We start from the raw sequence: 25,051 nt of genomic DNA, 5'->3' as shown, positions 1-25,051 counted from the left end.
CGCCGCTCGCGCGCCCCGTGCGGGCGCGCGGCGGGCCGACATTACCCCGCAATCCTCCCCGCTGGAGATACTGCATGAACCTCAAGGACTGGATCGGCCGCTCGGAAACGGTTTCCGACATCGCCACCGCCACCCCCTATGCCGCCCTGTCGGCGACCTTTGACCGCCCCGCCGAACGCCCGCCGGTCGGCACGCCGCTGCCCGGCCTGTGGCACTGGCTGTATTTCCTGCCGCTCCACCGCCAGTCGGAAATCGGCCCTGACGGTCACGCCAAGCGCGGTGGTTTCCTGCCGCCAGTGCCCCTGCCCCGCCGCATGTGGGCCGGCAGCCAATTCACCTTTCACAAGCCCTTGCACATCGGCGACGCGATGACACGCACCTCGACCATCCACGACGTCACCGAGAAGAGCGGCCGCACCGGACCGCTGGTGTTCGTGAAGGTGCGCCACGAAATCCGCCGCGAAGGCGAAGCGGACATCGCGCTGACCGAGTTTCACGACATCGTCTATCGCGAGGCTGCCAAACCCGATGACGTCGCGCCGCCGCCCAAGGCCGCGCCGGCGAGCGCCACCTGGGAAAAGAAGTGGGTGCCCGACGACGTGCTGCTGTTCCGTTACTCGGCGCTGACCTTCAACGGCCACCGCATCCACTACGACCGAAAGTACGTGACCGAGGTCGAGGGCTACCCCGGCCTGGTGGTGCACGGCCCGATGGTCGCCACCCTGCTGCTCGATCTGCTGCGCCACCAGCTGCCCGACGCCGAACTCGCCAGCTACGAGTTCCGCGCGGTGCGCCCGGTATTCGACATCAACCACTTCTTCGTCTGCGGCGAGCCGCAGCCCGACGGCAAGACCTTCCGCCTGTGGGCGAAGGACCACGAGGGTTGGCTGACCATGGAAGCCACCGCCGTCATCAAGTAAGGAACGCCCATGAGACCCCTTGAAGGCATTACCGTCGTCACCCTCGAACACGCCATCGCGGCGCCCTTCGCCACCCGCCAGCTCGCCGACCTGGGCGCGCGCGTGATCAAGGTCGAGCGCCCCGGCGTGGGCGACTTCGCCCGCGGCTACGACGAGCGCGTTCGCGGCCTGGCTTCGCACTTCGTCTGGATCAACCGCTCGAAGGAATCCCTCACCCTCGACGTCAAGCATCCGGAGGCGCAGGCCGCGCTCATGAAGCTGATCGTCGAAGAGGCCGACGTGGTGGTACAGAACCTGGCGCCCGGCGCGGCGGCGCGGCTCGGCCTGTCGTACGAGGCGCTGTCGGCCATCAAGCCCGAGATCATCGTGTGCGACATCTCCGGCTACGGCGCCGACGGCCCCTACCGCGACAAGAAGGCCTACGACCTGCTCATCCAGAGCGAATCCGGCTTCCTCTCGGTGACCGGCACCGAGGACGAGCCCTGCAAGGCAGGCCCCTCGATCGCCGACATCTCGGCCGGCATGTACGCCTACACCAACATCCTCGCCGCCCTGATGCAGCGCCAGAAGACCGGCCGCGGCCAGCATCTGGACATCTCGATGCTCGAGAGCCTGGTCGAATGGACCACCTACCCGCTCTACTACGCCTTCGACGGCGCCGCCCCGCCGCCGCGCACCGGCGCCAGCCACGCCACCATCTACCCCTACGGCCCCTTCCCGGCCGGCGACGGCAAGACGGTGATGTTCGGTTTGCAGAACGAACGCGAATGGGCCGGCTTCTGCGCCAAGGTCCTGCTCCAGCCCGAGCTGGCGCACGAGGAACGCTTCTCGAGCAACTCGCGGCGCAGCGCCGCGCGCGTCGAGTTGCGCCAGATCATCATCGACGCCTTCGCCGAGCTGAGCGCTGCGCAGGTGGTCGAACGGCTCGATGCCGCGCAGATCGCCAATGCCCAGGTCAACGACATGCATGCCGTATGGGCGCACCCCCAGCTCAAGGCGCGCAAGCGCTGGCGCGAGGTCCAGACCTCGGTCGGCACCGTCCCGGCATTGCTGCCGCCCGGCTCGTGGGAACAAGGCGATCCGCGCATGGATCCGGTGCCCGCCCTGGGCGCCCACTCCGCGGCGATCCTCGCCGAGCTCGGCTATCCGGCCGACCAGGTGGAAGAGCTCAAGGCCGCTGGCGTGATCTGAGCGGCACCGGAGACACTCATCATGCACCCGCCCATCACCTATCTCTTCGTTCCGGGCAACCGTCCGGAGCGGTTTGACAAGGCCTTCGCCACCGACGCCGGGACGATCATTCTCGACCTCGAGGATGCGGTGGCCCCCACGGACAAGTCGGCCGCACGCGACGCGATCGCCACCTGGGTCGGCCAGCACGCGACACTGGCCGAGCGCATCGCCGTGCGCATCAACGACACCCAATCGGTGTGGTTTTCCGACGATCTGGCCATGATCCGCGAGGCCGGGATTCGCTGGGTGATGCTGCCCAAGAGCGAATGGCCGGAACAGATCGATCGGGTCCGCTCGACGGCACCCGGCGCCGAGGTGCTGGCGCTGGTCGAAACCGCGCGCGGCATCCACAACGTCGATCAGATCGCCACCTCCGACGGCGTCGCACGGCTGGCCTTCGGTACGCTGGACTATGCGGTGGACCTCGACCTGTCAGGCGACGAGGCGGGCCTGGCCTACGCGTCCTCTCGCATCGCCATTGCCGCACGCTGTGCCGAGTTGCCCTCGCCGGTGGCCGGCGTCACCCCCTCGGTCACCGACGAGGCGCGCGTGCTCGCCGACTTCGCCTTTGCGCGGACCTTCGGCTTCGGCGCAAAGATGTGCATTCACCCCAAACAGGTGGCGTGGATCCATGCAGCCGCCCGCCCCAGCGCCGAGGAACAGGACTGGGCGCACCGGGTGCTGGCCGCGGCCGAGGCCGCCGATGGTGCCGTCCAGCTCGACGGAAAGATGATCGACCGGCCGGTGATGCTCAAGGCACGGGCCATCCTCGCCCGCAGCCGCGCCGGCGACCCCCACTGACACCTGACAACACGGAATCCCCCCATTCAAGGAGCAACACCATGGCCGCGAGCATCATCGACTCCAGCATCTTCGGCAACATTTTCTGCACCGACGCCATGCGCGAGGTGTGGTCCGACCGCAACCGCACCCGCCACTACGTCGCCATCGAACGCGCGTTGGCCGTGGTGCAAGGCCGCTTGGGCATCATCCCGCAGGAAGCCGCCGATGAAATCATCAGCAACTGCGACATCGACAAGATGGACATGGACCGACTGCGCGAACAGACCGAGCGCATCGGCTACCCGGTGCTCGGCGTGGTCACCCAGATCAACCAGCTGTGCCGCGACAAGCTCGGCGAGTTCGTGCACTGGGGCGCCACCACCCAGGACATTACCGACACCGCCACGGTGATGCAGATCCGCGAAGGGCTGGAAATCATCGACCAGGAACTCGCCGCCATCTCGGCCGCGCTGGTGGCCTTGTCCACGCGCTATCGCGACACCCCGGTGATCGGCCGCAGCAATCTGCAGCAGGCCATCCCCGTCACCTTCGGCTTCAAGACCGCATCCATCCTCGCCGGCATCGAGCGCCACCGCGAGCGCCTGGCCCAGTTGCGCCCCCGTGTGCTGATGGGCGAGTTCGGCGGCGCCTGCGGCACGCTGGCCTCCATCGAGTCCGGCGCCATGGAAACCCAGGCCGGGCTGATGGAAGAACTTGGCCTGGCCCAGCCCGACATCGCCTGGCACACCGTGCGCGACACCATCGCCGAGGTGGGCGCCTTCCTCGGCCTGGTGGGCGGCTCGCTGGGCAAGATCGCCATGGACGTGAAACTCATGATGCAGCACGAGGTGGCCGAGGTCTTCGAGCCCTTCCACCCGGGCCGCGGCTCGAGCAGCACCATGCCGCAGAAGCGCAACCCGATCTCGAGCTGCTACATCCACGCCGCCGTGTCGGTGGTGCGCCAGCACTCGGCGGCCCTGATGGACGCGATGATCGCCGACCACGAACGCTCCACCGGCCCGTGGGAGATCGAGTGGATCGCCCTGCCCGAGGCCTTCTGCCTGCTCGCTGGCGCGCTCAAACAGACGCGCTTCTTGCTCGAGGGGCTGGAGGTGAGCGAAGACAACATGCGCGCCAACATCGATCTGACCAAGGGTCTGGTCATGTCCGAGGCGGTGATGATGGGCCTGGGCCCCTACATCGGCCGTGAGTATGCCCATGACCTGGTCTATGACCTGTGCCGCGAGGCGATCCGTACCGATCGACCGCTGCTCGACATCCTCGCCGAGGACCCGGAGATCAATGTGCACCTGGATCGCGACGCGCTGGCCAAACTGTGCGATCCGGCCAACTACCTCGGCCAGGCCGGCGTGATGGTGGACAAGGTGCTGGCCCGCGCAGCCGCCGCGGGGAAATAAGATGCAAGCCTCGGACAGGCAACTCAACGAGCTGGCTCGGCATCAGCTCGACTGCCCGGTCATGTTCGGTTCGATCAGCCAAGCAAGGGACGGGGAACGTGCCGAGGCGCCCCGCCCCGCTGGCGACGACCCGGCGCGATCGAGCGACATGGGCCGGGTCGCCATTCTGAGCGAGAACTGACTCGCACCGAAACGGGCAGGCGGCCACGCCGTGCCCGTTTCACTTTTGACGGGCATCGACAGCGATGGAACTGCGACAACTGCGTTATCTCTTGCGAACGATCGAACTGGGCAGCATCAGCCAGGCGGCGCTCGACCTCGGTGTGGCGCAGTCGGCCGTCAGCCTGCAGATCCAGAAGCTCGAGAGCGAGCTCTCCACCCGCCTGCTCGAGCGCGGCCCCCACGGTATTTTGCCGACCGAAGCCGGGCTGGCCTTCATCGCCCATGCGCAGCTCAGCCTGCGCCATGCCGACGAAGCGGCCAGCGCCGCCCGGCAGGCCCGCCTGTCGGGCGTGGTGAGCGTTGGCCTGGCGCCCACCACCGCCGGCGTGCTCGGCATGCCGCTGATGGAAGCGATGCACCGTCAGTATCCCGATATCCGCATCCGGCTCGTCGAGGCCATGTCCGGCCACCTCGGCCAGATGCTCAACAGCCGTGAACTCGACATCGCGGTGCTCTTCGACGGCCACCAGGCGCGGCGCTGGTCCATCCAGCCGATGCTCGACGAGCGATTGTTCGTCATCGCCGGCGCCGACACCCCACCCGCGCCGCTGCCCACCCGGCTGGGCGCGCTGAACGGCTTGCCGCTGGTGTTGCCCACCCCGCGCCACGGCCTGCGCCGCGTACTCGACAACGCCTTCAACGCGCTGGGCATCACCCCCAACGTGATCGCCGAGGTCGACTCGCTCTATGTCCTGATGGACATGGTCCGCAACGGTCTGGGCGCCAGCGTGCAGCCTTGGGCGGCCCTCGCCCGCCAGCCCGACGCAGACGCGTGCCTGCGCTGGTGCGAACTCGAGGACGACGGCACCGCGCGGCGCAACCTGGTGTGCAGCCTGTCGGAGGACGAACTGTCGCCCGCCGCCATCGCCACCCGCAGCACCTTGCAGCGCACCGTCGGCCAGCTGGTCGACAGCGGCCGCTGGCGTGGCGTCACCGCGCTCCATCTCGAATCGAGATAGCCAGATATGGCTTCGACTTAGGGCAACCTGCTCCGAAACCGCGATAGTCGAGCTCAACACCATTGCGAACAGGAGCACGACTCATGGAACACGCGCACGCCCACACGGTGGACGTCCTGGTCATCGGCGGCGGTAACGCCGCGCTGTGCGCCGCGCTGGTCGCCCGCGAAGCCGGCGCCTCGGTGCTGCTGCTCGAAGCCGCCCCCCGGGCCTGGCGCGGCGGCAACTCCAGTCACACCCGTAACCTGCGCTGCATGCACGACGCGCCACAGGACGTGCTGACCGACCGCTATCCCGAAGAAGAATTCTGGCAAGACCTGCTCAAGGTCACCGGCGGCCTCACCAACGAGAGGCTCGCCCGCCTCGCCATCCGCGAGTCGTCCGGCTGCCGCGACTGGATGCGCAAGCATGGCGTCAATTTCCAGCCGTCGCTGTCCGGCACGCTGCACCTGTCGCGCACCAATGCCTTCTTCATGGGCGGTGGCAAGGCGCTGGTCAATGCCTACTACCGTAGTGCCGAGGCACTGGGTGTGCGCATCCGCTACGCGTCGCCGGTGGACCGGATCGAGCTGGAAGACGGCGCCTTTCGCGCCGCCTGGGTCGGCAACGAACGCATCGCCGCCCGCGCCTGCGTGATGGCCGCCGGCGGCTTCGAGTCCAACCGTGAGTGGCTGCGCGAGGCCTGGGGGCAGAACGAGAACGGCGAGTGGCCGGCCGACAACTTCGCCATCCGCGGCACCCGCTTCAATCGCGGCGTGCTGCTCAAGGCCATGATCGACGCCGGCGCCGACACCGTCGGCGACCCCTCGCAATCGCACTGCGTGGCCATTGATGCACGCGCCCCGGAGTACGACGGCGGCATCTGCACCCGCATCGACTGCGTCTCGCTGGGCATCGTGGTCAACCAGCACGCCGAGCGCTTCTACGACGAAGGCGAGGACTTCTGGCCCAAGCGCTACGCCATCTGGGGGCGCCTGGTCGCCCAGCAACCCGGGCAGATCGGCTTCTCGATCATCGACGCCAAGGCCAATGGCCGCTTCATGCCGCCGGTGTTTCCCGGCGCCCAGGCCGACACGCTCGAAGCACTCGCCCGCCAGCTGGGCATCGACGAGGCTGCCTTCGTGCGCACGGTGCACGCGTACAACGCCGCCTGTCGCGTCGGCACCTTCGATCACACCATCCAGGACGACTGCCACACCGAAGGCCTGTCGCCGGCCAAGACCCACTGGGCGCTGCCCATCGATACCCCGCCCTTCCGCGGCTACGCGCTCAAGCCGGGCATCACCTTCACTTACCTGGGCCTGAAAGTGGACGAACACGCCGCCGTCCATTTCTCGGGCCAGCCCAGCCCCAACCTGTTCGTCGCCGGGGAAATGATGGCCGGCAACGTGCTCGGCAAGGGCTACACCGCCGGGGTCGGCATGACCATCGGCACGACCTTCGGCCGCATCGCCGGCGCCCATGCCGCGGCAGCCGCGCGCCAGGGAGCAACCCATGCACACGCTTGACACCCTCACCCGCGAAGCGGCCGACCTGGCCGCCGGACGCGCCCTGCCCGCCCCCCAGGCCGACGAAGCCGAGGTCAGCCGGATCCTGCAGATCTGCAACGCCTGCCGCTACTGCGAAGGCTTCTGCGCGGTGTTCCCGGCCATGACCCGTCGGCTCTGCTTCGACAAGGCCGACGTGCACTACCTGGCCAATCTGTGCCACAACTGCGGTGCCTGCCTGCACGCCTGCCAGTACGCGCCGCCGCACGAGTTCGCAGTCAACGTGCCCCAGGCCATGGCCAGGGTGCGCGCGCACACTTATTCGGACTTTGCCTGGCCGACCGGTTTTGGCAAGCTCTACCGCAACAACGGCGTGACCGTCGCGCTGGCCGTCGCCGGCGGATTGGCCCTGTTCCTGGTGCTCGCGCTCGCCCTGCAAGGCACGCTCTTCCACACACCGCTGGCCGGCGACTTCTACGCCATCTTCCCGCACAACCTGCTGGTGTCGATGTTCGCGCCGGTGTTCCTGTTCGCGGCGCTGGCGCTGGGCATCGGCGTCACCCGCTTCTGGCGCGAGGCCGCCCCCGGCGCGGCCAGCGGCGAGGCCATCGCAGAGACCACCCATGACGTGCTGCGCCTGACCTACCTCGACGGTGGCCACGGCCTCGGCTGCAACAACGCCGACGATGCCTTCACCCTCGCGCGGCGGCGCTTCCATCACCTGACCTTTTACGGTTTCATGCTGTGCTTTGCCGCCACCAGCGTCGCCACGCTGTATCACTACGTGTTCGGCTGGGAGGCGCCCTATGCCTTCACCAGCCTGCCGGTGGTGCTTGGCACCGTGGGCGGCATCGGCCTGCTGATCGGCCCGGCCGGGCTGTTCTGGCTGAACCTGAAGCGTCACCCCGAACATGGTGACGCAGCGCAAAAGCCGATGGATCGCGGCTTCATTGCCTTGCTGTTGTTCACCAGCCTGAGCGGTCTGGCCTTGCTCGCCGGCCGCGACACGGGCGCCATGGGCGTGCTGCTGGCGATCCACCTCGGCGTGGTGATGGGCCTGTTCCTGACCATGCCCTACGGCAAGTTCGCCCACGGTTTCTACCGTAGCGCGGCGCTGCTCAAGTGGGCGATCGAGAAGCGACGCCCCAATCCGATCGGCGTCGGCAGCGATGGCTAGGTCCTTACCAGAAACGACACCCACGAGGCCGGCGAACCCGGCGCGTCGCCAGGCCTGGCGCGCGCTGGGCTCGCCGGCCTACCGGCATTACTTCTTCGGCCAGTTGCTGTCACTGGTCGGCACCTGGATCCAGCAGGTGGCCCTCGGCTGGTTGGTCTACCGGCTCACCGACTCGACCGTGCTGCTGGGCGCCGTGGCGTTTCTGAGCAACGCCCCCCAGCTGATGGTGGCCCCCTTCGCCGGCATCATCATCGACCGCAGCGACCGCAAACGCCTGATGCTGCAAGTCCAGACGCTGATGTTGGCGCAGGCGGTGTTTCTGGCGGTGTTCACCTATGTCGGCTGGATCACCCCCTGGCTGATTCTGGTCGCCGCCGGCGTGCTGGGAGTGCTCAACAGCTTCGACGCGCCGCTGCGCCATTCGCTGGCCGGACAGCTCGTCCCCCGGCGCGAGGACATCCCCAACGCCATCGCGCTCAATACGCTGACCTTCAACGTCGCCCGCTTCATCGGCCCGCCGGCGGCCGGGCTGCTGCTGGCGGCCACCTCGGCGGCGGTGTGCTTTGCGGTCAATGGCGTCTCGTTCCTGGCCTTGATCCTGGCGCTGCGCAGGCTCGCCCCGTCCGCCTCGCCAGCGGCGCCCACGCCCTTCGGCACGGCGATGCGCGAGGGCTTCGGCTACGTCCGAAGCAGCGTGCCGGTGCGCATGCTGCTGACGCAGGTGGCCCTGCTGAACTTCTTTGCCGCGAGCTATCTGCCGATGATGCCGGCCTTCGCTCGCGACGTGTTCGCCGGCGGGCCGAACACCCTCGGCGTGCTGCTCGGCAGCGCCGGCGCCGGCGCACTGGTGGCCTCGGCCTATCTGATGTCGCGCCCCTCGGTGCGCGGCCTCACCGGCAGCATCCTGCACGCCAATCTGCTCGCCGGGGTGTCGCTCACCGGCTTCGCGCTGACCGACGCGCTGTGGCTGGCCCTGGTGCAATTGTTCCTGCTCGGCTTCAGCATGATCGTGTGCAATGCCTCGACCAACACCATCCTGCAGACGATCCTGCCCGAGGGGCTGCGCGGGCGGGTGCTGGCGCTGTACACCGCCGCCAACCTCGGTGCCGCGGCTGTCGGCGGCCTGCTGGTCGGCTGGGTGGGCGGCCTCATCGGCCCCGAAGCAGCGCTGCTCGCGGCCGGTTTGCTGCTGATGGGCGCGGGCGCACGCTTCTATCTGCGACTTGAATCCATGCGGGTACACCTGCGCCCCCTGTATGCCGCCCAGGGCATCGCGCCCCGCTCAAGCGAATGATCCCTTCCGGAGAGCTGCCCATGAACCGCATCACCGTGCTGGACGACTATCAGGGCGTCGTGTCGCGCCTCGACGCCACGCGCCTGCTCGACGGCCTCGATGCGCACCTGCAGGTGCTGCACGAGCCGCTGGACAACGACGCGGCACTCATCGACGCCCTGCGCGAGACCCGCTGTCTGGTGCTCATCCGCGAGCGCACCCGCATCGGCGCCGAGCTCATCGCCGCCTTGCCCAAGCTCGAACTGATCGTGCAGACCGGGCGGCTCGCCTCGTGCATCGACCTCGACGCCTGCGCCCGCCACGGCGTGATCGTACGCGAGGGCAGCGGCAACCCCATCGCACCGGCCGAACTGACCTGGGCGCTGGTACTGGCCGCGTCGCGCCGGCTGGTGCCCTACGTGCGCCAGCTCGAGGCCGGCCGCTGGCAGCGCAGCGCCGAGCAACGCGAAGACGAGACGCTTGGCACGGTGCTCCACGGCCGCACGCTGGGCATCTGGGGTTACGGACGAATCGGCGCGCGGGTCGCGAGCTTCGGTCGCGCCTTCGGCATGCGGGTGATTGCCCACGGGCGCGACGGCTCCGAGCAGGCCGCCACTCAGGCAGGCGACCACTTCGAGGCCGACCGCAAGGCCTTCTTCGCGCAAGCCGATGTGCTCTGCCTGCACCTGCGCATGACCCCGGAGACGCGCCACATCGTCACCGCCGCCGACCTTGCCGCCATGCAGCCCCATGCCTTGTTGGTCAACACCAGCCGTGCCGAACTGATCGCCCCCGGCGCCCTGCTCGCTGCGTTGGCTGCCGGGCGGCCGGGTTTTGCCGCACTCGATGTGTTCGAGGACGAACCGGGCGGCGTGCAGGCCTACCTGGGCCACCCGCGCATTTTGTGCACGCCGCATCTGGGCTTCGTGGAGCGCGACACCTATGAGGCGTATTTCGATAATGCGTTTGGCCATGTGCGCGCGTATCTCAGCGCCGCCGCAACACGCTGACTATTGCTCAAAAGGCATCAGTAAGGCTGAAGTTTTCACTTCAGTCATCAACCCTCGCGCGTGAGAATGGAGCGCTTGTGGTTGAACTGCGAACGAGGAATCCATGTTCAAGAACATTCCCTGCACCCTGATGCGCGGCGGCACCTCGAAGGGGCCCTACTTCCAGGCCTGTGACCTGCCGAGCGATCCGGTCGAGCGCGACCGGACGCTGCTCGCGGCCATGGGCTCGCCGCATATCCGCCAGGTGGATGGCATCGGCGGCGGCGACACGCTCACCAGCAAGGCGGTGGTGGTGAGCCCCTCGTCGCGCGAGGACATCGACATCGAGTACCTGTTTGCCCAGGTCTCGGTCGATCAGTCGACCGTCGACACCATGCCCAACTGCGGCAACATGCTTGCCGGCGTCGGCCCCTTCGCGATCGAGAACGGGCTGGTCGCTGCGCAGGATCCGGTCACCCGGCTGCGCATCCTGAACCGCAACACCGGCAAGATCGTCGAGGCCGTGGTGCAGACGCCGGGCGGCGTCGTGACCTACGAAGGCGACACGCGGATCGACGGCGTGCCCGGCACGGGGGCGCCGATCGTGCTCAATTTTCTCGATGCCGCCGGCGCCAAGACTGGCCAATTGTTCCCCACCGGGCAACGCATCGACCGGGTCGACGGCATCGAGGTGACCTGCATCGATTTCGCGTCGCCGCTGGTCTTCGTGGCGGCCGAGGCCCTGGGCAAGACCGGTTACGAAACCAAGCAGGAACTCGACGCTGACACGGCGCTGAAGGCCCGCCTCGAAGCCATCCGCATCGAGATCGCCCTGCGCGCCGGGCTGGGCGACGTGCGCCAGTCGGTGCTGCCGAAAATCGCCCTGGTGGCCGCCCCCGGGCGCGGCGGCACCATCGCCTCGCGCTATTTCACGCCGTGGTCCTGCCACTCGGCCTTCGCCGTCACCGGCGCGTTGTGCCTCGCGGCGGCGGCCAGCATCGCCGGTACGGTGCCGGCCCGCTACGCCCGGCGCTCGGCGGACGATCCCGATCTGATCGGCATCGAGCACCCCGCCGGCGGCCTGGACATCCGCATGGGAGAGGCCCCGGACTCCACCCCCGAGGCACCCCGCTTCGCCGTGGCCGGGCTGGTTCGCACCGCACGCCCGCTGTTCGTCGGCGTGGTCCACGTCCCGGTCGGTCAAATCCACCAGGCCGCCTGATCCCCTCGCCGGGCAGCCCGCATCCCCGGCGCTCCACCCTGTCCTCGAGAACCGTTGTCGCGCTGTTCAAGGCGTGCCTCCCGGTACGCCTTGTTGTTGCGTTAATCGAATAAATTAGCGCACGCAATGCATTTCCGCGCATCAATGAGGACCACCATACTTCGATCAAGGTGGCGAAATCAGAAGGCACCTGGCGCGCTGCGTCCAACACCGCATTTGCCTCGAGGCAAATCCAGAAGAATCAAGAGGAGACACCATGAAGCAGCATCACATTTCCCCCCTGCTCCCGTTCATGCTCGGCGCGCTGGCCGTGAGCGGAACGGCCACGGCCGCAGACACCGAGGGCCATTCGCTGGAACTCAAGACACGCGGTATCTACTTCGACCGTGACTACGAGAACGACGCCAAAGATCGCAGCCAGTCGGCGCTGGGTCTGCAGTTGAACTACGAATCGCCCTATTTCCGGGACTTCATCGGGATCGGCTTGTCGGGCTATAGCGTGACCAAGTTGGGGGCAAGCGGCCACCTGACCTCCGACATCCTGTCGGTGGACAAAGACGGCGACGTACACGACTCCTTCGGCAAGATCGGCCAGGCCTTCGTCAAGCTCAAGTTCAAGGATGTGGTCAGCGCCAAGCTGGGCCGCCAGGTTCACAAGAGCCTGCTGCTGAGCAGTTCGGGCAGCCGCGCGATTCCCAACACCTTCTCGGGCGGCACCATCGATATCAAGCCGATGAAGGGCCTGAAGGTCTATGGCGCCATGTACAACGAATGGTCGCCGCGCTCGGATGCCCACTTCCACGAATTCAAGACCGACCGTTCCGACGAAGGCGACATCGACTACATCGGCCTGATCGGTGTGAGCTACGACGCCGGCCCCTTCAGTGTCGATCTGGAATACCTGAAGTCCGACAACTTCCTGCGCAAGACCGGTCTGGTGGCGTCGTACACCTTCGACCTGGCCAATAAGTCGAAGCTGAAGCTCACCGGCGGCGTGCACACCTCCCATGACGATGGCAAGCTGTTCGTGACCGGCGCGGAAAGCGGCGAGCTGGATGACGAAGACGTCCCCGGTTCGAAAGCTGGCACCACCGCCAGCGACAACGACGGTCTCGGCGTTTATGTGGCGGCGGACTGGAGCTTCGGCAATGTTCTGCTCGGGGGGGCCGTGGCAAAGTTCGACGGCGCCTGGATCGAAGACAACTTCGCCGGTGACCACGGCACCAATGTGTTCCCCACCGGAGGCGTGTTGGCCGACTTCACCAACCGAGACGAACGGGTGTGGATGCTCAAAGCCGGATACAACTGGAAGGACTACATCAAGGGCCTGAAGACCACGATCAGCTACAAGAAAGGCACCGGTGCCCGCAACAGCCATGTGCCCGCGCTGGGCAAAGCCGACGAGAGTGAACTGGCACTGGACGTGCGCTACGCTATCCCGCTGCTCAAGGGGCTTGGCGTCCGCTACACCTATCTTGACTACAAGTCCGACAAGACCGGCCGTCTGGACGGTGTGAAAGACGACGAACGCGATCATCGCCTGTACATCGACTACACCTATCGTTTCTTCTGATTTCCGACCGAGGTGTCACACGACCTCCCGCCGGGAACAGGCCGTCCGGGCGAGGCTGACACCGAAGCAGGACCGATCAGAAGCGGAAAGTTCAGACTTCCGCCTTGCCGCCTTAGCGGGCTGCAGCCCGGTAAGGCGGCAAACTCTGCGCAGTCGCATGCTGGCCGAGACAACAGCGCGACATGTGCGTCATTGCTCGATGTCACGCCGTCTGCGTTCGAACTCGTCCTTGTCGATCTCGCCGCGCGCATAGCGCGTCTTGAGGATGTCGATCGGCTTTTGTGGCGCGTCGGATTCGCGACCACGCCAGCCGCGCACGACAACGACCAAGGCGATGATGAGCAACACCCAGACGAGAATCATCCCGAAGCCCATGCCGTTCCATCCCATGTGATACGCACCAGAGTCCCACATCGTTCGATCCTCCGTTTGGCGACCCTGCGGCCGCGGTCATTTCTCAGGCGAGTCGCGTCGCCGTCGTCCGACGCCCCGATCCGACGCTGATCGGTTCTGTCTGCGATCATGGTCGTTTCTGTCCGGCGCCTGGCGGCGGTGCCGAGCAGCACGGCGAGACCGGGGCTTTTTCGTGGGCCGCCCGGTTTTCAGCGCACCATGCCTTGAAGGCGTTCCAGATGTTCTTGAGCCAGGTTTTCATGTGCCCTTTCCTCCTGTGAGTTTGCGCCGCTGGCTGCGTTGCCAACGCCCGGTTGTAGGAATTATCCGATCTGACCAAGCACCGGAAAACGTTCCAGCAGCCAGTAACTGAAGGCCGTCAGTTGCCCGGTGACCATGGCGACGCCCATGACGATCATGACGCTGCCGCCGACCACCTGCAGCGGTCGCGACGCCCGACGCAGCGACTTGAGCCGGTGCGTCAGTTCGCGCATGAACAGTGCCGCGAGCACGAAGGGGACGCCGAGCCCCAGCGCGTAGGCGGCCAGCAGACCGACCGCGCCACCCAGCGAGCTTTGCATGGCGCCGGCGGTCAGAATGACGCCCAGGATCGGCCCGATGCAGGGCGTCCATCCGAACCCGAAGGCCATGCCCAGCGTGAATGCGGCCGCCGGACGCCCGCCCTTGATTCCGGGGTGAAAGCGCATGTCTCGATTCAACCACCTCAAGCGGTGAAACGGTTTGATCATGAACAAACCGAAAGCGATCACGATGGCGCCGCCGAGCATGTTCAGTTCGGTGCGGAAGCTGAGCAGCAGGCGCCCGATGACGCTCGCGCTGGCCCCCAGGGCGATGAACACCACGCTGAATCCGAGCACGAAGCACAGACTGAGCAGCGCCGAGCGCACATGCTGCTCGAGCCTTGTTTTCTCTTCTGGTGCGTGGGCGGCGTGGCCGGAAACGTAGGATACGTACCCGGGCACGAGCGGGAGCACGCATGGCGACAGGAATGAGATCATGCCGGCGGCCACGGCGCCGGCCAGCCCGATGGCACCGATCTCAGTCACCGCGGGCCGCTCCCGCCACGCCTGAGGCCGGCTGTGGTGGCGACGCGCCACCGCCTTGTGCGCGCAGGCGGCGGACCATCGGAATCAGGGTCTCTTCGATGAACGCCTCGGTCATCGGCCCGATGCGCTTGTAGGCGATACGCCCATCGGGGCCGACCACGAAGGTCTCGGGCACACCATAGACGCCCCAGTCGATGGCGACACGGCCGTCACGGTCGGCACCGGTGCGCGTGTACGGGTCGCCCAGGCTGTCGAGCCAGGCGGCGGCGTCTTCCGGTTTGTCTTTGTAGTTGAGGCCGTGGATGGTGACGATGCCGCGGCGGGCGAGATCGACCAGCAGCGGATGTTCCTCGCGGCAGGCCACACACCAGGAGGCGAACACATTGACTAGGGCGACATCGCCCTTGAGGTCGGCCGTCGACAGGCCAAGCGTTCGTCCCTGGACCGGCGCCAGACTGAATTCGGGGACGGGTTTGCCGATCAGGGGCGACGGCACCTCCCTCGGGTCGAGAAAGAGCCCGACGCCGAGTACCACGGCGATCAGCAGGAACATCACCAGCGGCAGGAAGGCCCGCAGTGGTCGCCGCGGGCTGGAGTCCGGGGCATGGGGCCGGTCGTCGACGGACCGGTCCAGCGTGTTTTCGGTGGCGGGCTGCATCACTCGATCACCGCGGCCTGGTGCCCGGCCCCGCCGGGCAGATCGATGGTGGCCGTGACCTTGAACTGCTGCTGGTCGATGACCCAGATCTTCGCCGCCTTGCTGCTCGACACATACAGGGTGCCGGTGCCGGCGATGCGGTCGAGATGATACGGCGCCGGCGAGAGCGTGATTTCCCGTTGCTCGCCGGTACGGGTGTCCACGGCGACCAGCCGGTCCCCTGCCCTGTCGCTCGCAAACAGGGTGAATCCGTCATCCCCCAGGTCCAGCCCGTGGATCCGCTTTCCGATCGTATAGGTCTTTTCCACCTTGCCGCTGGCCACCGATATCACCGAGACGGTGCCTTTCCGGTCGTTGGACACGTAGATGCTCTGCTCGTCGGGGGAGAACACCAGATGCTCGGGCGTCGGGCCGGCGTCCAGGCGACGCGACACGGTCCAGCTTGCCACGTCGATCTCGCTGAGGCTGGCATCGCCGGTGTTGCTGACATAGGCGCGTTTCCCGTCGCGGGTCACGATGGTGTAGTTCGGGGTGGCACCGGTGAGGATGGTCTTGATTACGCGGTTGGCATCCAGGTCGACCACGCTGACGCCGCCACGGGTCGGATGGGTCGAGATCACGTAGCGACCGTCCGGGGTGATGGCTTCGTGGTGCGTCCAGCCCGCGACGGGGATCTCGCTCATCACATGGCCGTGCACCGGATGGATGACGTAGAGTTTGCTGTTCGGGGTGTCCGCCGACGCGCCGGCCGCCAGGGGCGTTTCGGTCAGACTGCCGGCGATCAGGTATTCCCCGTCCGGGGTCACGACAAGGCCGTGCGGGTTCGCGACCCCGGTGTAGTGCTGAATGATCCTGTGGCTTGCGGTATCGACGGCGATCACTTCGTTCGCGGTGCCGAGCGGAATGTACGCGGTCGGCGCTGCATCAGCGGTCGCGACGGCACCGAACACCAGCAGGGCCTTGGCGATGGACTCGAGATGCTTCATGGCGATTTTCATCTCCGTTTCAGAATCATTTCTGGATGGGCAGGAACTCGGTGCGCATGTAGTCCAGCGCTGCGGCAAGGTCGTCGTCGCTCAGCGACGGATCGCCGCCACGAGGCGGCATGGCCATCGCGGCGCCCGGTGTGCGGACGCCGGCGATGACGCGGCGCAGGAGATCGCTTCGATTTCCGGCCAGGGCACTGGTGGGTTCGGTGAGATCGGGCACGCCCGGGAAGCTGCCCATGCCGTCTGCGCCATGGCATGAGAGGCAGGCGCGGGCATAGACCCGTTCGCCGGACACGCCCTCGTCGGCGAGCGCGCTCGGCGTGGTGCCGACAATCCCGAGGGCGACGAGTGCCGATGTGAGCCCTGCGCCCATCGGATCAACCCTCCGGCCGGTCGTCGCCGTGGTGGCCGTGTTTGCCGTGGTGGCCGTGGCCGAACAGGTGCATCAGCGGGCACAGCGCAAAGAGCAGATACGGCCATGCCCGGGCGAACCAGGCCCGGAATTCGACGGATACCATCAGCAGGGCGGCAACGCCGAGTCCGATGCCTACGAGGGTGGCCTTGTTGCGGTACCACGCGATGCGCGGTGCGCCGGTTTGTGCGGAAGCTGTCTGTGTGTCCATGAGGGTTCCTTGCCCGGCGCGACACCCCGGCCCTGATCGGAGCCGGGCGTCGCGCCGCTGATCGAATCAATGGCGATCAGCCTACGGGGGCAAGCTCGACGGATCCCTGACGGGAACATGACATCTTTGTCATCGCCCGCATCCTTCGATGCCGCCGGCAGTGCCGTCGGTATCGGGGGGCCGCACGGCAAGGATCCGGGCTGCGCACGCGCTCAGCGACGGCACTCGGGCGACATGTGCTTCGGCCCCTGGCAGCGCAGTGCCCGCGCGTCCCACAGGCTTTTCATGTAGGCGATCAGATCGCGGGCATCGGTCGGTGTCAGGGTGCCGGACCAGGCCGGCATGCGGCTGGGCGACGGCAGGCCCTCGAGGATGACCTTTTCCAGTTGCTCGTCGGTGTGATGCCAGGCGTGAGCGGTCTCGTCGAGGGCGGGCGCGAGCGAGGTCTTGCCCGGCGCGGGCGACTCACCGATGCCATGATCGCCATGGCACGCCTGGCAGTTGGTGGTGTAGAGCTGTTCTCCGTGCCGTTCGGCCGCCGTCTGCGGCGCCGGGTAGCCCCCCAGCGGGCGCCAGTGACGACCATCGTCCTGGCTGACGAACAGCTTGTCCGCGCTGGTGGCGGCCGTCAGGGTGTCGCCATTGCGGGCCAGGTGCAGGATTACCTGACCGCCGAAACCGTTGTTCAGTGCCCCCGCCGCCTGACCCGACTGCGCCACCCGCGACAGCCCCTCCCCCAGGCGAAGCTCAGGAAGCCACCGCCCGGCCCGGGTTCGACGAGTGTGGTGGGGCCCTTGCCGGCGCTCTGGCGTGTCCATGTGGCGCCGTCGTCGCGACTGACGACGAGACCGGTCATGGTGCCGGCGAACAGGGTGCCGGCGGTTGTCGGCGATGCGGCCACGGTGATGGTCTTTTCCGGCAGGTCGCCGCTCCGCGTCCAGTGACGTCCCTCGTCGGCGCTCCGATAGATGCCGTCGGCGACGCCGTACAGGATGTCCGATCCGGCGGGGCCGGCGCTCAGGATGGTGAACGGTTTCGCCCCCAGGCCGGACACCGCCTGCCACTGGCGACCGCCGTTGGTCGAGCGCAGGACGGGGGTGTCCGGCGTGCTGGCGTAGAGGCGCTGCGGATCGGCGCGATCCGCCACGAGGGCGGAAAACCCGCCCTGACGAGTGCCGCGCTGGACGATCCGGCCGTCGTGGCCGGCAAAATACAGGCCCGTGTCGCTGGCCACCAAAACCCCCGGCCCTTGCGCCACGAGAGACTGGATGTGCCCCAGATCGGGGGACGCGAGCGCGGCGGACGAGGTCAGGGCCAGCAGGAATGAGAAACGCATGATGGATTCGGTCGATGAGAGTCGGGAAAAGGTTGTCGAGCGCCGTCTCAGAGCGATACGCGCCGCAGCCGCAGCGCGTTGAGGACCACCGAGATGGACGATGCGCTCATGGCGAAGGCGGCGAACATCGGGCTGATCAGCAGGCCGAGGAAGGGATAGAGCACGCCGGCGGCGATCGGTACGCCGACGCCGTTGTAGATCAGCGCGAAGAACAGGTTCTGGCGGATGTTGCGCATGGTGGCCAGGGCCAGGCGCCGGGCTCGCACGATGCCTTCCAGGTTGCCTTTGACCAGGGTGAACGCGGCGCTCTCGATGGCCACGTCCGCGCCGCTGCCCATGGCGATGCCCACATCGGCCTGTGCCAGCGCGGGGGCGTCGTTCACGCCGTCGCCCGCCATGGCGACCTTGCGGCCCTGCGCCTGGAGGTCCTTGATGATGCTGGCCTTGTCCGCCGGCAGCACGTCGGCGCGGATCTCGTCGATGCCCAGACGCTTGGCCACGGCGCGTGCCGTGCGTTCGTTGTCGCCGGTGGCCATGATGATGCGAAACCCCAGCTCGTGCAGCGCCTTGAGCGCCGCTGGTGTGCTTTCCTTGGTCGGATCGGCGACGCTGACCATGCCGGCGATGGCGCCGTCGAGCACCACGAACATGACCGTTTCGCCCTCGTCGCGGCGTGCGTTGGCCTGTTCGGCCAGGTCGCCGCCGTCGAGGCCCATGTCGGCCATCAGGGCGGCATTGCCGAGCGCCACGGCCTTGCCGTCCACCGTGCCTTTCACGCCCTTGCCGGTGACCGCTTCGAAGTCGCCGGCCTCGGCCAGCGTCACGCCGCGCGCCTCGGCGCCGCTGACGATGGCCTCTGCCAGGGGGTGCTCCGAGCCGCGTTCGAGCGAGGCGGCGAGCCGCAACACCTCGGTTTCAGCATGGTTCGCCTCGGGCAGGACCGCGACCAGCTTCGGCTTGCCTTCGGTCAGCGTGCCGGTCTTGTCCACGATCAGGGTGTCGACCTTCTCGAAACGCTCCAGTGCCTCGGCGTTCTTGATCAGCACCCCGGCCTGGGCGCCACGTCCGGTGGCGGTCATGATCGACATCGGTGTGGCCAGACCGAGCGCGCACGGGCAGGCGATGATCAGCACCGAGACCGCCGAGACCAGCGCATAGGCATAGGCCGGCGCCGGCCCCCAGATCGCCCAGGCGACGAAGGCGAGCACCGCGACGCCGATGACCGCCGGGACGAAACGGCCGGCCACCATGTCGGCGAACTTCTGGATCGGCGCGCGGCTCTTCTGCGCGCTCGAGACCATCTCGACGATCTGCGCGAGCATGGTGTCGTTGCCCACGCGCGTGGCCTCCATTACCAGGGCGCCAGTGCCGTTGATCGTAGCGCCGGTAAGCGAATCGCCGGCGCCCTTCTCCACGGGTACCGGCTCGCCGGTGATCATGCTCTCGTCGATGGAGGAATGGCCCTCCGCCACCACGCCGTCGACGGGGATCTTGTCGCCGGGCCGCACGCGCAGCCGGTCGCCCACCTGCACGTCTTCGAGCGCAATCTCCTCTTCCGAGCCGTCCGGCCGGATCACCCGTGCGGTCTTGGCCGCCAGGTCGAGCAGCGCACGAATGGCCTTGCCGGTGCCTTCGCGGGCGCGCAGTTCCATCACCTGGCCGAGGAGCACCAGGGTGACGATAACCGCCGCCGCCTCGAAATACACCCCCACCGCGCCGGTGTCCGGGTCGCGGAAACCGGCCGGAAAGATCCCCGGCGCGATCAGGGCGACCAGCGAGTACAGGTAGGACGCGGCCACGCCCATGGCGATCAGCGAGAACATGTTGAGCTTCTGCGTGCGGAACGACGTCCAGCCGCGCACGAGGAAGGGCTTTCCTGACCACAGGATCACCGGCGTGCCGAGGACGAACTCGAGCCACAACGCGGTGGTCTCGCCAAAGAAGCTGCGGATCGCCGTGACACCGAACAAGGGCGCCATGGTTAGAACCAGCAGCGGTACCGTCAGCGCGAGGCCGACCCGGAGCCGCCGGGTGAAATCGACCAGTTCCGGATTGGGGCCGTCGTCGGCCGCCGCGCCGGACTCCTGCTGCAGCCCCATGCCGCACAGCGGGCACGCGCCCGGGGCCGTCTGGCGCACTTCGGGGTGCATCGGGCAGGTGTACACCGGGCCGGTATGCCCGGGCGGTACGGTGTCGTAGCGCCCGCCCGCGTCGGAGTCATGGGGGGCGGCACGGTGGCCATGATGGCCCGCCTCGCCTGCCGTGTCGGCGGGCACGAGATGCATGCCGCACTTGGGGCAGTCCCCGGCCGCGTCGCGCACGACCTCCGGATGCATCGGGCAGACATATTCGGTGCCATGGGGCGCGGCCGGGGTGGAGGCCGCGCTGCCGTCATGGTCACCGTGGGTGTGCTGTGTTCCCTGTGCGGATGTCGTCATCTGCGTCTCCTCTGTCAAGCCTCCGAGCCGCGGCCGCGTCGGTTTGCCTGAGGCGCAGGGGCGCGCGGCGGGAGGACGTCAGTGGTGATGGTCGTCCGAATGATCGTGCTCGTCGTCGCCATGCATGGCGCCGTCGCCGTGCTGGTGACCGTCACTGGCCATGACCCAGGCGCGGTATTCGGCCGGGCCCATCTGCGGCAGGGTCTGGATGAAGGCGACCAGATCCCAGATGTTGTCGTCGCTCATGCCGCCCTTCCCCCAGGCAGCCATGCCGGTGGCCTTGATGCCGTGCTTGATGACCCAGAAATGCTGCGCTTCGTGGGGCGTACCGGGGGCATCTTCCTCTTCATGGGCCTCGGTCATGGCCTTGGTGAGGTTCGGCGGCACCGGATACAGGCCCTTGCGGATTTCCGAGTCGGCCTCGCCGGGCGTCAGATGGCAGCTGGCGCACATGGCCTCGTAGTTGCCGGCCCCACGCCGGACCCGCTCCTGATCGGACAGATCCGCGGGCACCAAGATATCGCGCGCGCTTTTCTCGATGGCCCGCTCGCGGGTGGTCGTCAGCATCCGGAACAGCCAGGGATGATGGGGGACGTCGGCAGCGACGTCGACCGTGCCGGAATAGGCGATGCCGGCGACGGCGGCCAGGGTGACGATCACCGTGGTCACCACCCCGAGAATGAAATGCTTCATCGTGGTCTCTCCCGTGTTGGGTGAATGGACCGGCACAGCCCCGGACGGCAGGGTTGGCGGTCTCGCGGGCCAGGCGGCGCGGTAACGGCCCATCGTTGTTCGTGCCGCAGTGTGACCGTGTCGCGCCGACGCCAAGCTGACCGTGCGATTACATTCGTGTCATCTTGTTCCCCGCACGCCGAAAACCGGCACACTGGGCAGGTCTGCGCAAGGCGGATTCCGGTGGGCGTGCCGATCGACGACGGACGTCGGTACGGCGCCGGTCAAGGACGCGAGGCGGTCACCATGTGCCACATCCTGCTGCTCATGCCCCTGTTGGCATTGCCGGTCTTCTGGCTGCTGCCGGAGGGGCCGGCCATCGGCGTTTACACCGTGGTGCTGGGCCTGTCGGCGGCGACCTATCTGCTGATGGTCAAGGTCATGCACTTGCCGGCGCTGTTTGGAGTATCGACCCTGATCGGCCGATCGGGCAAGGTCGTGGCCTGTGACGAGCGGGGGCTGTACGTCCGCGTCAACAGCGAGACCTGGGCCGCCCGGTCGGACGCTTCGACGCTGACGGCAGGCGATCCGGTCCGCGTGGTCGCGGTCGACGGCCTGACCTTGTGCGTCGAAGCCGATATCGGTTCGCCCCCCGGACGGGGGGCGTGCGATGCGTCGGCGGGGCACGATTCCCGCGCACCTTGAGGTGGACGCGAGCGGCGGAACGATTCATCGACCCGCCGGCCGCAAGCCGGTCTCAGAACCACATGCGCACGCCGGCCACCAGACGGGTTTCCTTGGCGCGCGTGCCCGACTGCCGCGCCAGATCGGCGGTTTGGCCAAAGCGCCCGCTCCATTCCACCCCGGCATAGGGCGCAAACTGGCGCGAGAACTCGTAGCGCAGGCGAATGCCGGCCAGCGCGTCGGAGAGCCCAGCGCCGATGCCGCGCGCTTCGTCGCGTTTGCCATAGACGTTGATCTCGGCGCGTGGCTGCAGGATGAGCCGCTGGGTCAGCAGCAACTCGTACTCTGCCGACAGGCGCAGCGCGCTGCGTCCGCGTTCGCCCACATAGGCGGTGGCGTCGACCTCGAACCAGTACGGTGCGAGGCCCTGCACGCCGATGGCCAGCCAGTCGCGCTCCGGGTCGGTACCGCCACTGTCGTGACGCCAGCCCAGTTGCGTGTCCCAGAAACTGGCGATGGCGTGGGTCCACAGCACTTCGGTGCGCGCCTCCTCGAGCCGTCCGTTTCCGTAGTCCCCTTCCGACTTGAGGGCGAGCTTGTCGTAGTCGCGCCCGATGCGTGCCTGGGCATCCCAGGCGGTCACGGTCGCGTCATGGGTGTCGACCCGCTCCAGGCGATCGAACCAGAGTGTGGCGAAGCGGTGTTCGTCCGCGAAGCGCAGCTGGCGCGGACCCGGCAGCACGTAGGGCCCGCGCTCGAGGGTGTAGCCGCCGGAGTAGGCATCCGGGTCACGGGCGCCTTCCGGCGCCGCTGGCGCGTCCATCTTCATCGAACCCTGGTCCATCTTCATCGCGCCGGGGTCACGGGTATTCGTGCCCTGCATCGCGCCGTGGTCCATGTTCATGTGCCCCGCGTGGGCGCCGTCCTGTGCCAGCGCCGGCGACCCGGCCATGGCGGCGAGCAGCGTGCCGATCAGCGTCAGTCGGTTCATTGTCGTGTCCTTCCGGTCGTCTGTGTTCATGCCACCAGCACCTCGCGGAACATGCCCGCTTCCATGTGGAACATCAGGTGGCAGTGCCACGCCCAACGGCCGGGGGCATCGGCGTTGACCAGGAAGCTGATGCGCTGGGCCGGTTGGACCGGGATCGTGTGACGACGGACCTGGAAGCCGCCCTGCGGCGATTCGAGCTCGCTCCACATGCCGTGCATGTGCATGGGGTGGGTCATCATGGTGTCGTTGTGCAGGGTGACGCGCAGGCGCTCGCCGTGGTGGAAATGCACCGGCGTACTCTGGCCGAATTCGACGCCGTCGAAGGACCAGGTGTAGCGTTCCATGTTGCCGGTCAGATGCAGCTCGATCTCGCGTCCGGGCTCGCGCGGATCGAGCGCGCCGCCCAGGGTGGACAGGTCCGCCAGGGTGAGCACGCGCCGGCCGTTGTTGCGCAGCCCCACGCCGGGGTCGTCGAGATTCGTGCGCGGGGTGTCGACGCGCATGTCGGTGGAGGCGCCGTATTCGGTGCGCGCATGACGGGCCGCGGGTGTGGCCGGTGCCTGCGCAGCGGCGGCCATGCCATGCGCCCCGTGGTCCATGCCGTGGTTCATGCCGGGCATCGCATCGCCTGCCATGCCCGGCATGCCTGCCATGGCGCCGCCCGCGCCCATGGCGCCCATCATGTCGCCCATGGTCAGCCACTGCACCTTGTCCAGTGCCGGGACCGGCGCTTCGAGCCCGGCGCGCACCGCCAGGGTGCCGCGGGCGAAGCCGCTGCGGTCCATGGACTGGGCGAAGATCGTGCAGGCATCGTCCTGCGGCTGGACGATCACGTCGTAGGTTTCGCCCGGACCGAAGCGGAATTCGTCCACCGTGACCGGTTCGACATCCACGCCGTCGGACTGCACCACGGTCATCTTCACGCCGGGGATGCGCACGTCGAAGAAGCTGTTGCCGGCACCGTTGATGAAGCGCAGGCGCACGCGCTCGCCCGGGCGGAACGGTGCCGTCCAGTTTCCCGACGGCGTCGTGCCGTTCATCAGATAGGTGAGCGTGGCGCCCGACAGGTCGGCCAGATCGGTGGGGCTCATGCGCATGCTGTTCCACATCCGCCGGCGGGTCAGCGCGGCGCCGACGCCGTCATGGGCAGCGTCGCGGAAGAAATCCATCGCGGTCGGCTGGTGGTAGTTGTAGTAGTCGCTCTGGGCCTTGAGCTTGGCGAACACCCGCATCGGGTTCTCGTCGGTCCAGTCGGACAGCTGGACGACATGATCGCGGTCGACGCGGATGCGCTCGCCGCCGCGCGGCTCGACGATCAGCGCCCCGTAGAGGCCGGTGAGCTCCTGCATGCCGGAGTGCGAGTGATACCAGTAGGTGCCGCTCTGGCGCACGGTGAAGCGATAGGTGAAGGTCTCGCCGGGTGCGATGCCCGGGTAGCTGATGCCGGGGACGCCATCCATCTGGTAGGGCAGGATGATGCCGTGCCAGTGGATCGAGGAGGTCTCGCGCAGCCGGTTGGTGACATGGATGGTCACCTCGTCGCCTTCGCGCAGGCGCAGCGTGGGCGCCGGGATGGCGCCGTTGACCGTGGTGGCCATGCGCGGCGCGCCGGTGAAGTTCACGAGGGTCTCGCCGATCTCGAGATGAAACTCGGTGCCGGTCAGTTCGGGGGCGGAGCCGGTCCGGGTTGCGCCGCGTGCTGCGCTGTCGGCGCGGGCCATGCCCGGCAGCGCAGCCACGACACCGCCGGCGACGAGGCCTTGAACGAAGCGGCGCCGCGAGCGGGCGGGCGCTTGAATCAGGTTGGGGGGGCGGGAAGCCATGGTTTCTCCTTATCGCTTTGAGCCACGGCACCATGGCGGTCGGGGCCATGACGCTGCGATGTCGGAGTGTCGGGGCGCGGCGTCGACGCGAAGCTGACGGGTCGATTACATCTGTGTAATC

25 protein-coding genes are annotated in these 25,051 nt (G+C 67.6%); 13 read left to right on the top strand and 12 right to left on the bottom strand.

What is annotated here, in order from left to right:
- The first annotated feature begins 74 nt into the window (after window positions 1-74).
- From G3580_RS09935 to G3580_RS09880, 12 genes are all read left to right on the top strand, one after another.
- Entirely contained in the window at window positions 75-920 is an 846-nt protein-coding gene (locus G3580_RS09935; protein ID WP_173765101.1) for an FAS1-like dehydratase domain-containing protein, read from the top strand.
- Between the two features lie 9 nt (window positions 921-929).
- A complete protein-coding gene (locus tag G3580_RS09930) occupies window positions 930-2,111 on the top strand; it encodes a CaiB/BaiF CoA transferase family protein (protein ID WP_173765100.1) in 1,182 nt (393 codons plus the stop codon).
- Between the two features lie 21 nt (window positions 2,112-2,132).
- Window positions 2,133-2,954, top strand: coding sequence for an HpcH/HpaI aldolase/citrate lyase family protein (locus G3580_RS09925; RefSeq protein ID WP_173765098.1), 822 nt, complete (start codon window positions 2,133-2,135; stop codon window positions 2,952-2,954).
- Between the two features lie 41 nt (window positions 2,955-2,995).
- The gene (locus G3580_RS09920; RefSeq protein WP_173765096.1) at window positions 2,996-4,354 is read left to right on the top strand and encodes a class-II fumarase/aspartase family protein; all 1,359 of its coding nucleotides are present in this window, start codon (window positions 2,996-2,998) and stop codon (window positions 4,352-4,354) included.
- 1 nt (window position 4,355) lies between these two features.
- Window positions 4,356-4,535 (top strand): hypothetical protein, encoded by a 180-nt coding sequence (locus G3580_RS09915; RefSeq protein ID WP_173765095.1) that lies wholly within the window; start codon window positions 4,356-4,358, stop codon window positions 4,533-4,535.
- 64 nt (window positions 4,536-4,599) lie between these two features.
- Window positions 4,600-5,535: a LysR family transcriptional regulator gene (locus tag G3580_RS09910; protein ID WP_173765093.1), complete on the top strand. Its 936-nt coding sequence runs from the start codon at window positions 4,600-4,602 to the stop codon at window positions 5,533-5,535.
- Between the two features lie 83 nt (window positions 5,536-5,618).
- On the top strand, window positions 5,619-7,043 hold the full coding sequence (gene tcuA, locus G3580_RS09905; protein ID WP_173765091.1) for an FAD-dependent tricarballylate dehydrogenase TcuA: 1,425 nt from the start codon (window positions 5,619-5,621) through the stop codon (window positions 7,041-7,043).
- Complete coding sequence (gene tcuB / locus G3580_RS09900; RefSeq protein WP_173765089.1) at window positions 7,030-8,199, top strand: tricarballylate utilization 4Fe-4S protein TcuB; 1,170 nt, start codon at window positions 7,030-7,032, stop codon at window positions 8,197-8,199. The genes tcuA and tcuB overlap by 14 nt, the downstream gene beginning before the upstream one ends.
- Window positions 8,192-9,493: an MFS transporter gene (locus G3580_RS09895; protein ID WP_173765088.1), complete on the top strand. Its 1,302-nt coding sequence runs from the start codon at window positions 8,192-8,194 to the stop codon at window positions 9,491-9,493. The genes tcuB and G3580_RS09895 overlap by 8 nt, the downstream gene beginning before the upstream one ends.
- Window positions 9,494-9,513: 20 nt before the next feature.
- On the top strand, window positions 9,514-10,482 hold the full coding sequence (locus tag G3580_RS09890; RefSeq protein WP_173765087.1) for a D-2-hydroxyacid dehydrogenase family protein: 969 nt from the start codon (window positions 9,514-9,516) through the stop codon (window positions 10,480-10,482).
- Window positions 10,483-10,585: 103 nt separating this feature from the next.
- Window positions 10,586-11,683, top strand: a complete 1,098-nt coding sequence (locus G3580_RS09885) for a 4-oxalomesaconate tautomerase (protein ID WP_173765086.1) — start codon at window positions 10,586-10,588, stop codon at window positions 11,681-11,683.
- Window positions 11,684-11,939: 256 nt separating this feature from the next.
- Window positions 11,940-13,256 (top strand): OprD family outer membrane porin, encoded by a 1,317-nt coding sequence (locus G3580_RS09880; RefSeq protein WP_173765085.1) that lies wholly within the window; start codon window positions 11,940-11,942, stop codon window positions 13,254-13,256.
- Window positions 13,257-13,445: 189 nt separating this feature from the next.
- Here G3580_RS09880 and G3580_RS09875 read toward each other — a convergent pair whose 3' ends face one another.
- The 10 genes from G3580_RS09875 to G3580_RS09830 form a co-directional block, all read right to left on the bottom strand.
- A complete protein-coding gene (locus tag G3580_RS09875; protein ID WP_217424463.1) occupies window positions 13,446-13,670 on the bottom strand; it encodes an SHOCT domain-containing protein in 225 nt (74 codons plus the stop codon).
- Window positions 13,671-13,972: 302 nt separating this feature from the next.
- On the bottom strand, window positions 13,973-14,716 hold the full coding sequence (locus tag G3580_RS09870) for a cytochrome c biogenesis CcdA family protein (protein ID WP_173765084.1): 744 nt from the start codon (window positions 14,714-14,716) through the stop codon (window positions 13,973-13,975).
- A complete protein-coding gene (locus tag G3580_RS09865; protein WP_173765083.1) occupies window positions 14,709-15,374 on the bottom strand; it encodes a DsbE family thiol:disulfide interchange protein in 666 nt (221 codons plus the stop codon). The genes G3580_RS09870 and G3580_RS09865 overlap by 8 nt, the downstream gene beginning before the upstream one ends.
- Entirely contained in the window at window positions 15,374-16,372 is a 999-nt protein-coding gene (locus G3580_RS09860) for a YncE family protein (RefSeq protein WP_217424462.1), read from the bottom strand. The genes G3580_RS09865 and G3580_RS09860 overlap by 1 nt, the downstream gene beginning before the upstream one ends.
- A gap of 13 nt (window positions 16,373-16,385) precedes the next feature.
- Entirely contained in the window at window positions 16,386-16,736 is a 351-nt protein-coding gene (locus tag G3580_RS09855) for a c-type cytochrome (protein WP_173765082.1), read from the bottom strand.
- Window positions 16,737-16,740: 4 nt separating this feature from the next.
- Window positions 16,741-16,986 carry a DUF2933 domain-containing protein gene (locus G3580_RS09850; protein ID WP_173765081.1) on the bottom strand — a complete coding sequence of 82 codons (246 nt, stop codon included), beginning with the start codon at window positions 16,984-16,986 and terminating at the stop codon, window positions 16,741-16,743.
- A gap of 212 nt (window positions 16,987-17,198) precedes the next feature.
- Complete coding sequence (locus tag G3580_RS09845) at window positions 17,199-17,705, bottom strand: c-type cytochrome (RefSeq protein ID WP_173765080.1); 507 nt, start codon at window positions 17,703-17,705, stop codon at window positions 17,199-17,201.
- Window positions 17,672-18,322, bottom strand: a complete 651-nt coding sequence (locus tag G3580_RS09840) for a WD40/YVTN/BNR-like repeat-containing protein (protein ID WP_173765079.1) — start codon at window positions 18,320-18,322, stop codon at window positions 17,672-17,674. Before G3580_RS09840 ends, G3580_RS09845 begins: the two co-directional genes overlap by 34 nt.
- Window positions 18,323-18,369: 47 nt before the next feature.
- Window positions 18,370-20,760: a copper-transporting P-type ATPase gene (locus G3580_RS09835; RefSeq protein ID WP_173765078.1), complete on the bottom strand. Its 2,391-nt coding sequence runs from the start codon at window positions 20,758-20,760 to the stop codon at window positions 18,370-18,372.
- Window positions 20,761-20,838: 78 nt separating this feature from the next.
- Window positions 20,839-21,453, bottom strand: coding sequence for a c-type cytochrome (locus G3580_RS09830; RefSeq protein ID WP_173765077.1), 615 nt, complete (start codon window positions 21,451-21,453; stop codon window positions 20,839-20,841).
- Window positions 21,454-21,681: 228 nt separating this feature from the next.
- Here G3580_RS09830 and G3580_RS09825 point away from each other — a divergent pair, with 228 nt between their 5' ends.
- The gene (locus tag G3580_RS09825) at window positions 21,682-22,137 is read left to right on the top strand and encodes an NfeD family protein (RefSeq protein ID WP_173765076.1); all 456 of its coding nucleotides are present in this window, start codon (window positions 21,682-21,684) and stop codon (window positions 22,135-22,137) included.
- Between the two features lie 52 nt (window positions 22,138-22,189).
- On the opposite strand, the gene G3580_RS09820 is transcribed toward G3580_RS09825, so the two are convergent.
- Entirely contained in the window at window positions 22,190-23,107 is a 918-nt protein-coding gene (locus G3580_RS09820; RefSeq protein WP_173765075.1) for a copper resistance protein B, read from the bottom strand.
- 26 nt (window positions 23,108-23,133) lie between these two features.
- Complete coding sequence (locus tag G3580_RS09815) at window positions 23,134-24,930, bottom strand: copper resistance system multicopper oxidase (RefSeq protein ID WP_173765074.1); 1,797 nt, start codon at window positions 24,928-24,930, stop codon at window positions 23,134-23,136.
- Between the last annotated feature and the right edge of the window lie 121 nt (window positions 24,931-25,051).

The organism is Nitrogeniibacter mangrovi, assembly GCF_010983895.1.
GTDB classification, from domain to species: domain Bacteria; phylum Pseudomonadota; class Gammaproteobacteria; order Burkholderiales; family Rhodocyclaceae; genus Nitrogeniibacter; species Nitrogeniibacter mangrovi.
This window is presented reverse-complemented; position numbering and strand designations above follow the sequence as displayed.

Coding starts and splice junctions, on each gene's coding strand:
- G3580_RS09935 (WP_173765101.1), top strand. CDS start 75: ATGAACCTCAAGGACTGGATCGGCCGCTCGGAAACGGTTTCCGACATC.
- G3580_RS09930 (WP_173765100.1), top strand. CDS start 930: ATGAGACCCCTTGAAGGCATTACCGTCGTCACCCTCGAACACGCCATC.
- G3580_RS09925 (WP_173765098.1), top strand. CDS start 2,133: ATGCACCCGCCCATCACCTATCTCTTCGTTCCGGGCAACCGTCCGGAG.
- G3580_RS09920 (WP_173765096.1), top strand. CDS start 2,996: ATGGCCGCGAGCATCATCGACTCCAGCATCTTCGGCAACATTTTCTGC.
- G3580_RS09915 (WP_173765095.1), top strand. CDS start 4,356: ATGCAAGCCTCGGACAGGCAACTCAACGAGCTGGCTCGGCATCAGCTC.
- G3580_RS09910 (WP_173765093.1), top strand. CDS start 4,600: ATGGAACTGCGACAACTGCGTTATCTCTTGCGAACGATCGAACTGGGC.
- tcuA (WP_173765091.1), top strand. CDS start 5,619: ATGGAACACGCGCACGCCCACACGGTGGACGTCCTGGTCATCGGCGGC.
- tcuB (WP_173765089.1), top strand. CDS start 7,030: ATGCACACGCTTGACACCCTCACCCGCGAAGCGGCCGACCTGGCCGCC.
- G3580_RS09895 (WP_173765088.1), top strand. CDS start 8,192: ATGGCTAGGTCCTTACCAGAAACGACACCCACGAGGCCGGCGAACCCG.
- G3580_RS09890 (WP_173765087.1), top strand. CDS start 9,514: ATGAACCGCATCACCGTGCTGGACGACTATCAGGGCGTCGTGTCGCGC.
- G3580_RS09885 (WP_173765086.1), top strand. CDS start 10,586: ATGTTCAAGAACATTCCCTGCACCCTGATGCGCGGCGGCACCTCGAAG.
- G3580_RS09880 (WP_173765085.1), top strand. CDS start 11,940: ATGAAGCAGCATCACATTTCCCCCCTGCTCCCGTTCATGCTCGGCGCG.
- G3580_RS09875 (WP_217424463.1), bottom strand. CDS start 13,670: ATGTGGGACTCTGGTGCGTATCACATGGGATGGAACGGCATGGGCTTC.
- G3580_RS09865 (WP_173765083.1), bottom strand. CDS start 15,374: ATGCAGCCCGCCACCGAAAACACGCTGGACCGGTCCGTCGACGACCGG.
- G3580_RS09860 (WP_217424462.1), bottom strand. CDS start 16,372: ATGAAAATCGCCATGAAGCATCTCGAGTCCATCGCCAAGGCCCTGCTG.
- G3580_RS09855 (WP_173765082.1), bottom strand. CDS start 16,736: ATGGGCGCAGGGCTCACATCGGCACTCGTCGCCCTCGGGATTGTCGGC.
- G3580_RS09850 (WP_173765081.1), bottom strand. CDS start 16,986: ATGGACACACAGACAGCTTCCGCACAAACCGGCGCACCGCGCATCGCG.
- G3580_RS09840 (WP_173765079.1), bottom strand. CDS start 18,322: ATGCGTTTCTCATTCCTGCTGGCCCTGACCTCGTCCGCCGCGCTCGCG.
- G3580_RS09835 (WP_173765078.1), bottom strand. CDS start 20,760: ATGACGACATCCGCACAGGGAACACAGCACACCCACGGTGACCATGAC.
- G3580_RS09830 (WP_173765077.1), bottom strand. CDS start 21,453: ATGAAGCATTTCATTCTCGGGGTGGTGACCACGGTGATCGTCACCCTG.
- G3580_RS09820 (WP_173765075.1), bottom strand. CDS start 23,107: ATGAACCGACTGACGCTGATCGGCACGCTGCTCGCCGCCATGGCCGGG.
- G3580_RS09815 (WP_173765074.1), bottom strand. CDS start 24,930: ATGGCTTCCCGCCCCCCCAACCTGATTCAAGCGCCCGCCCGCTCGCGG.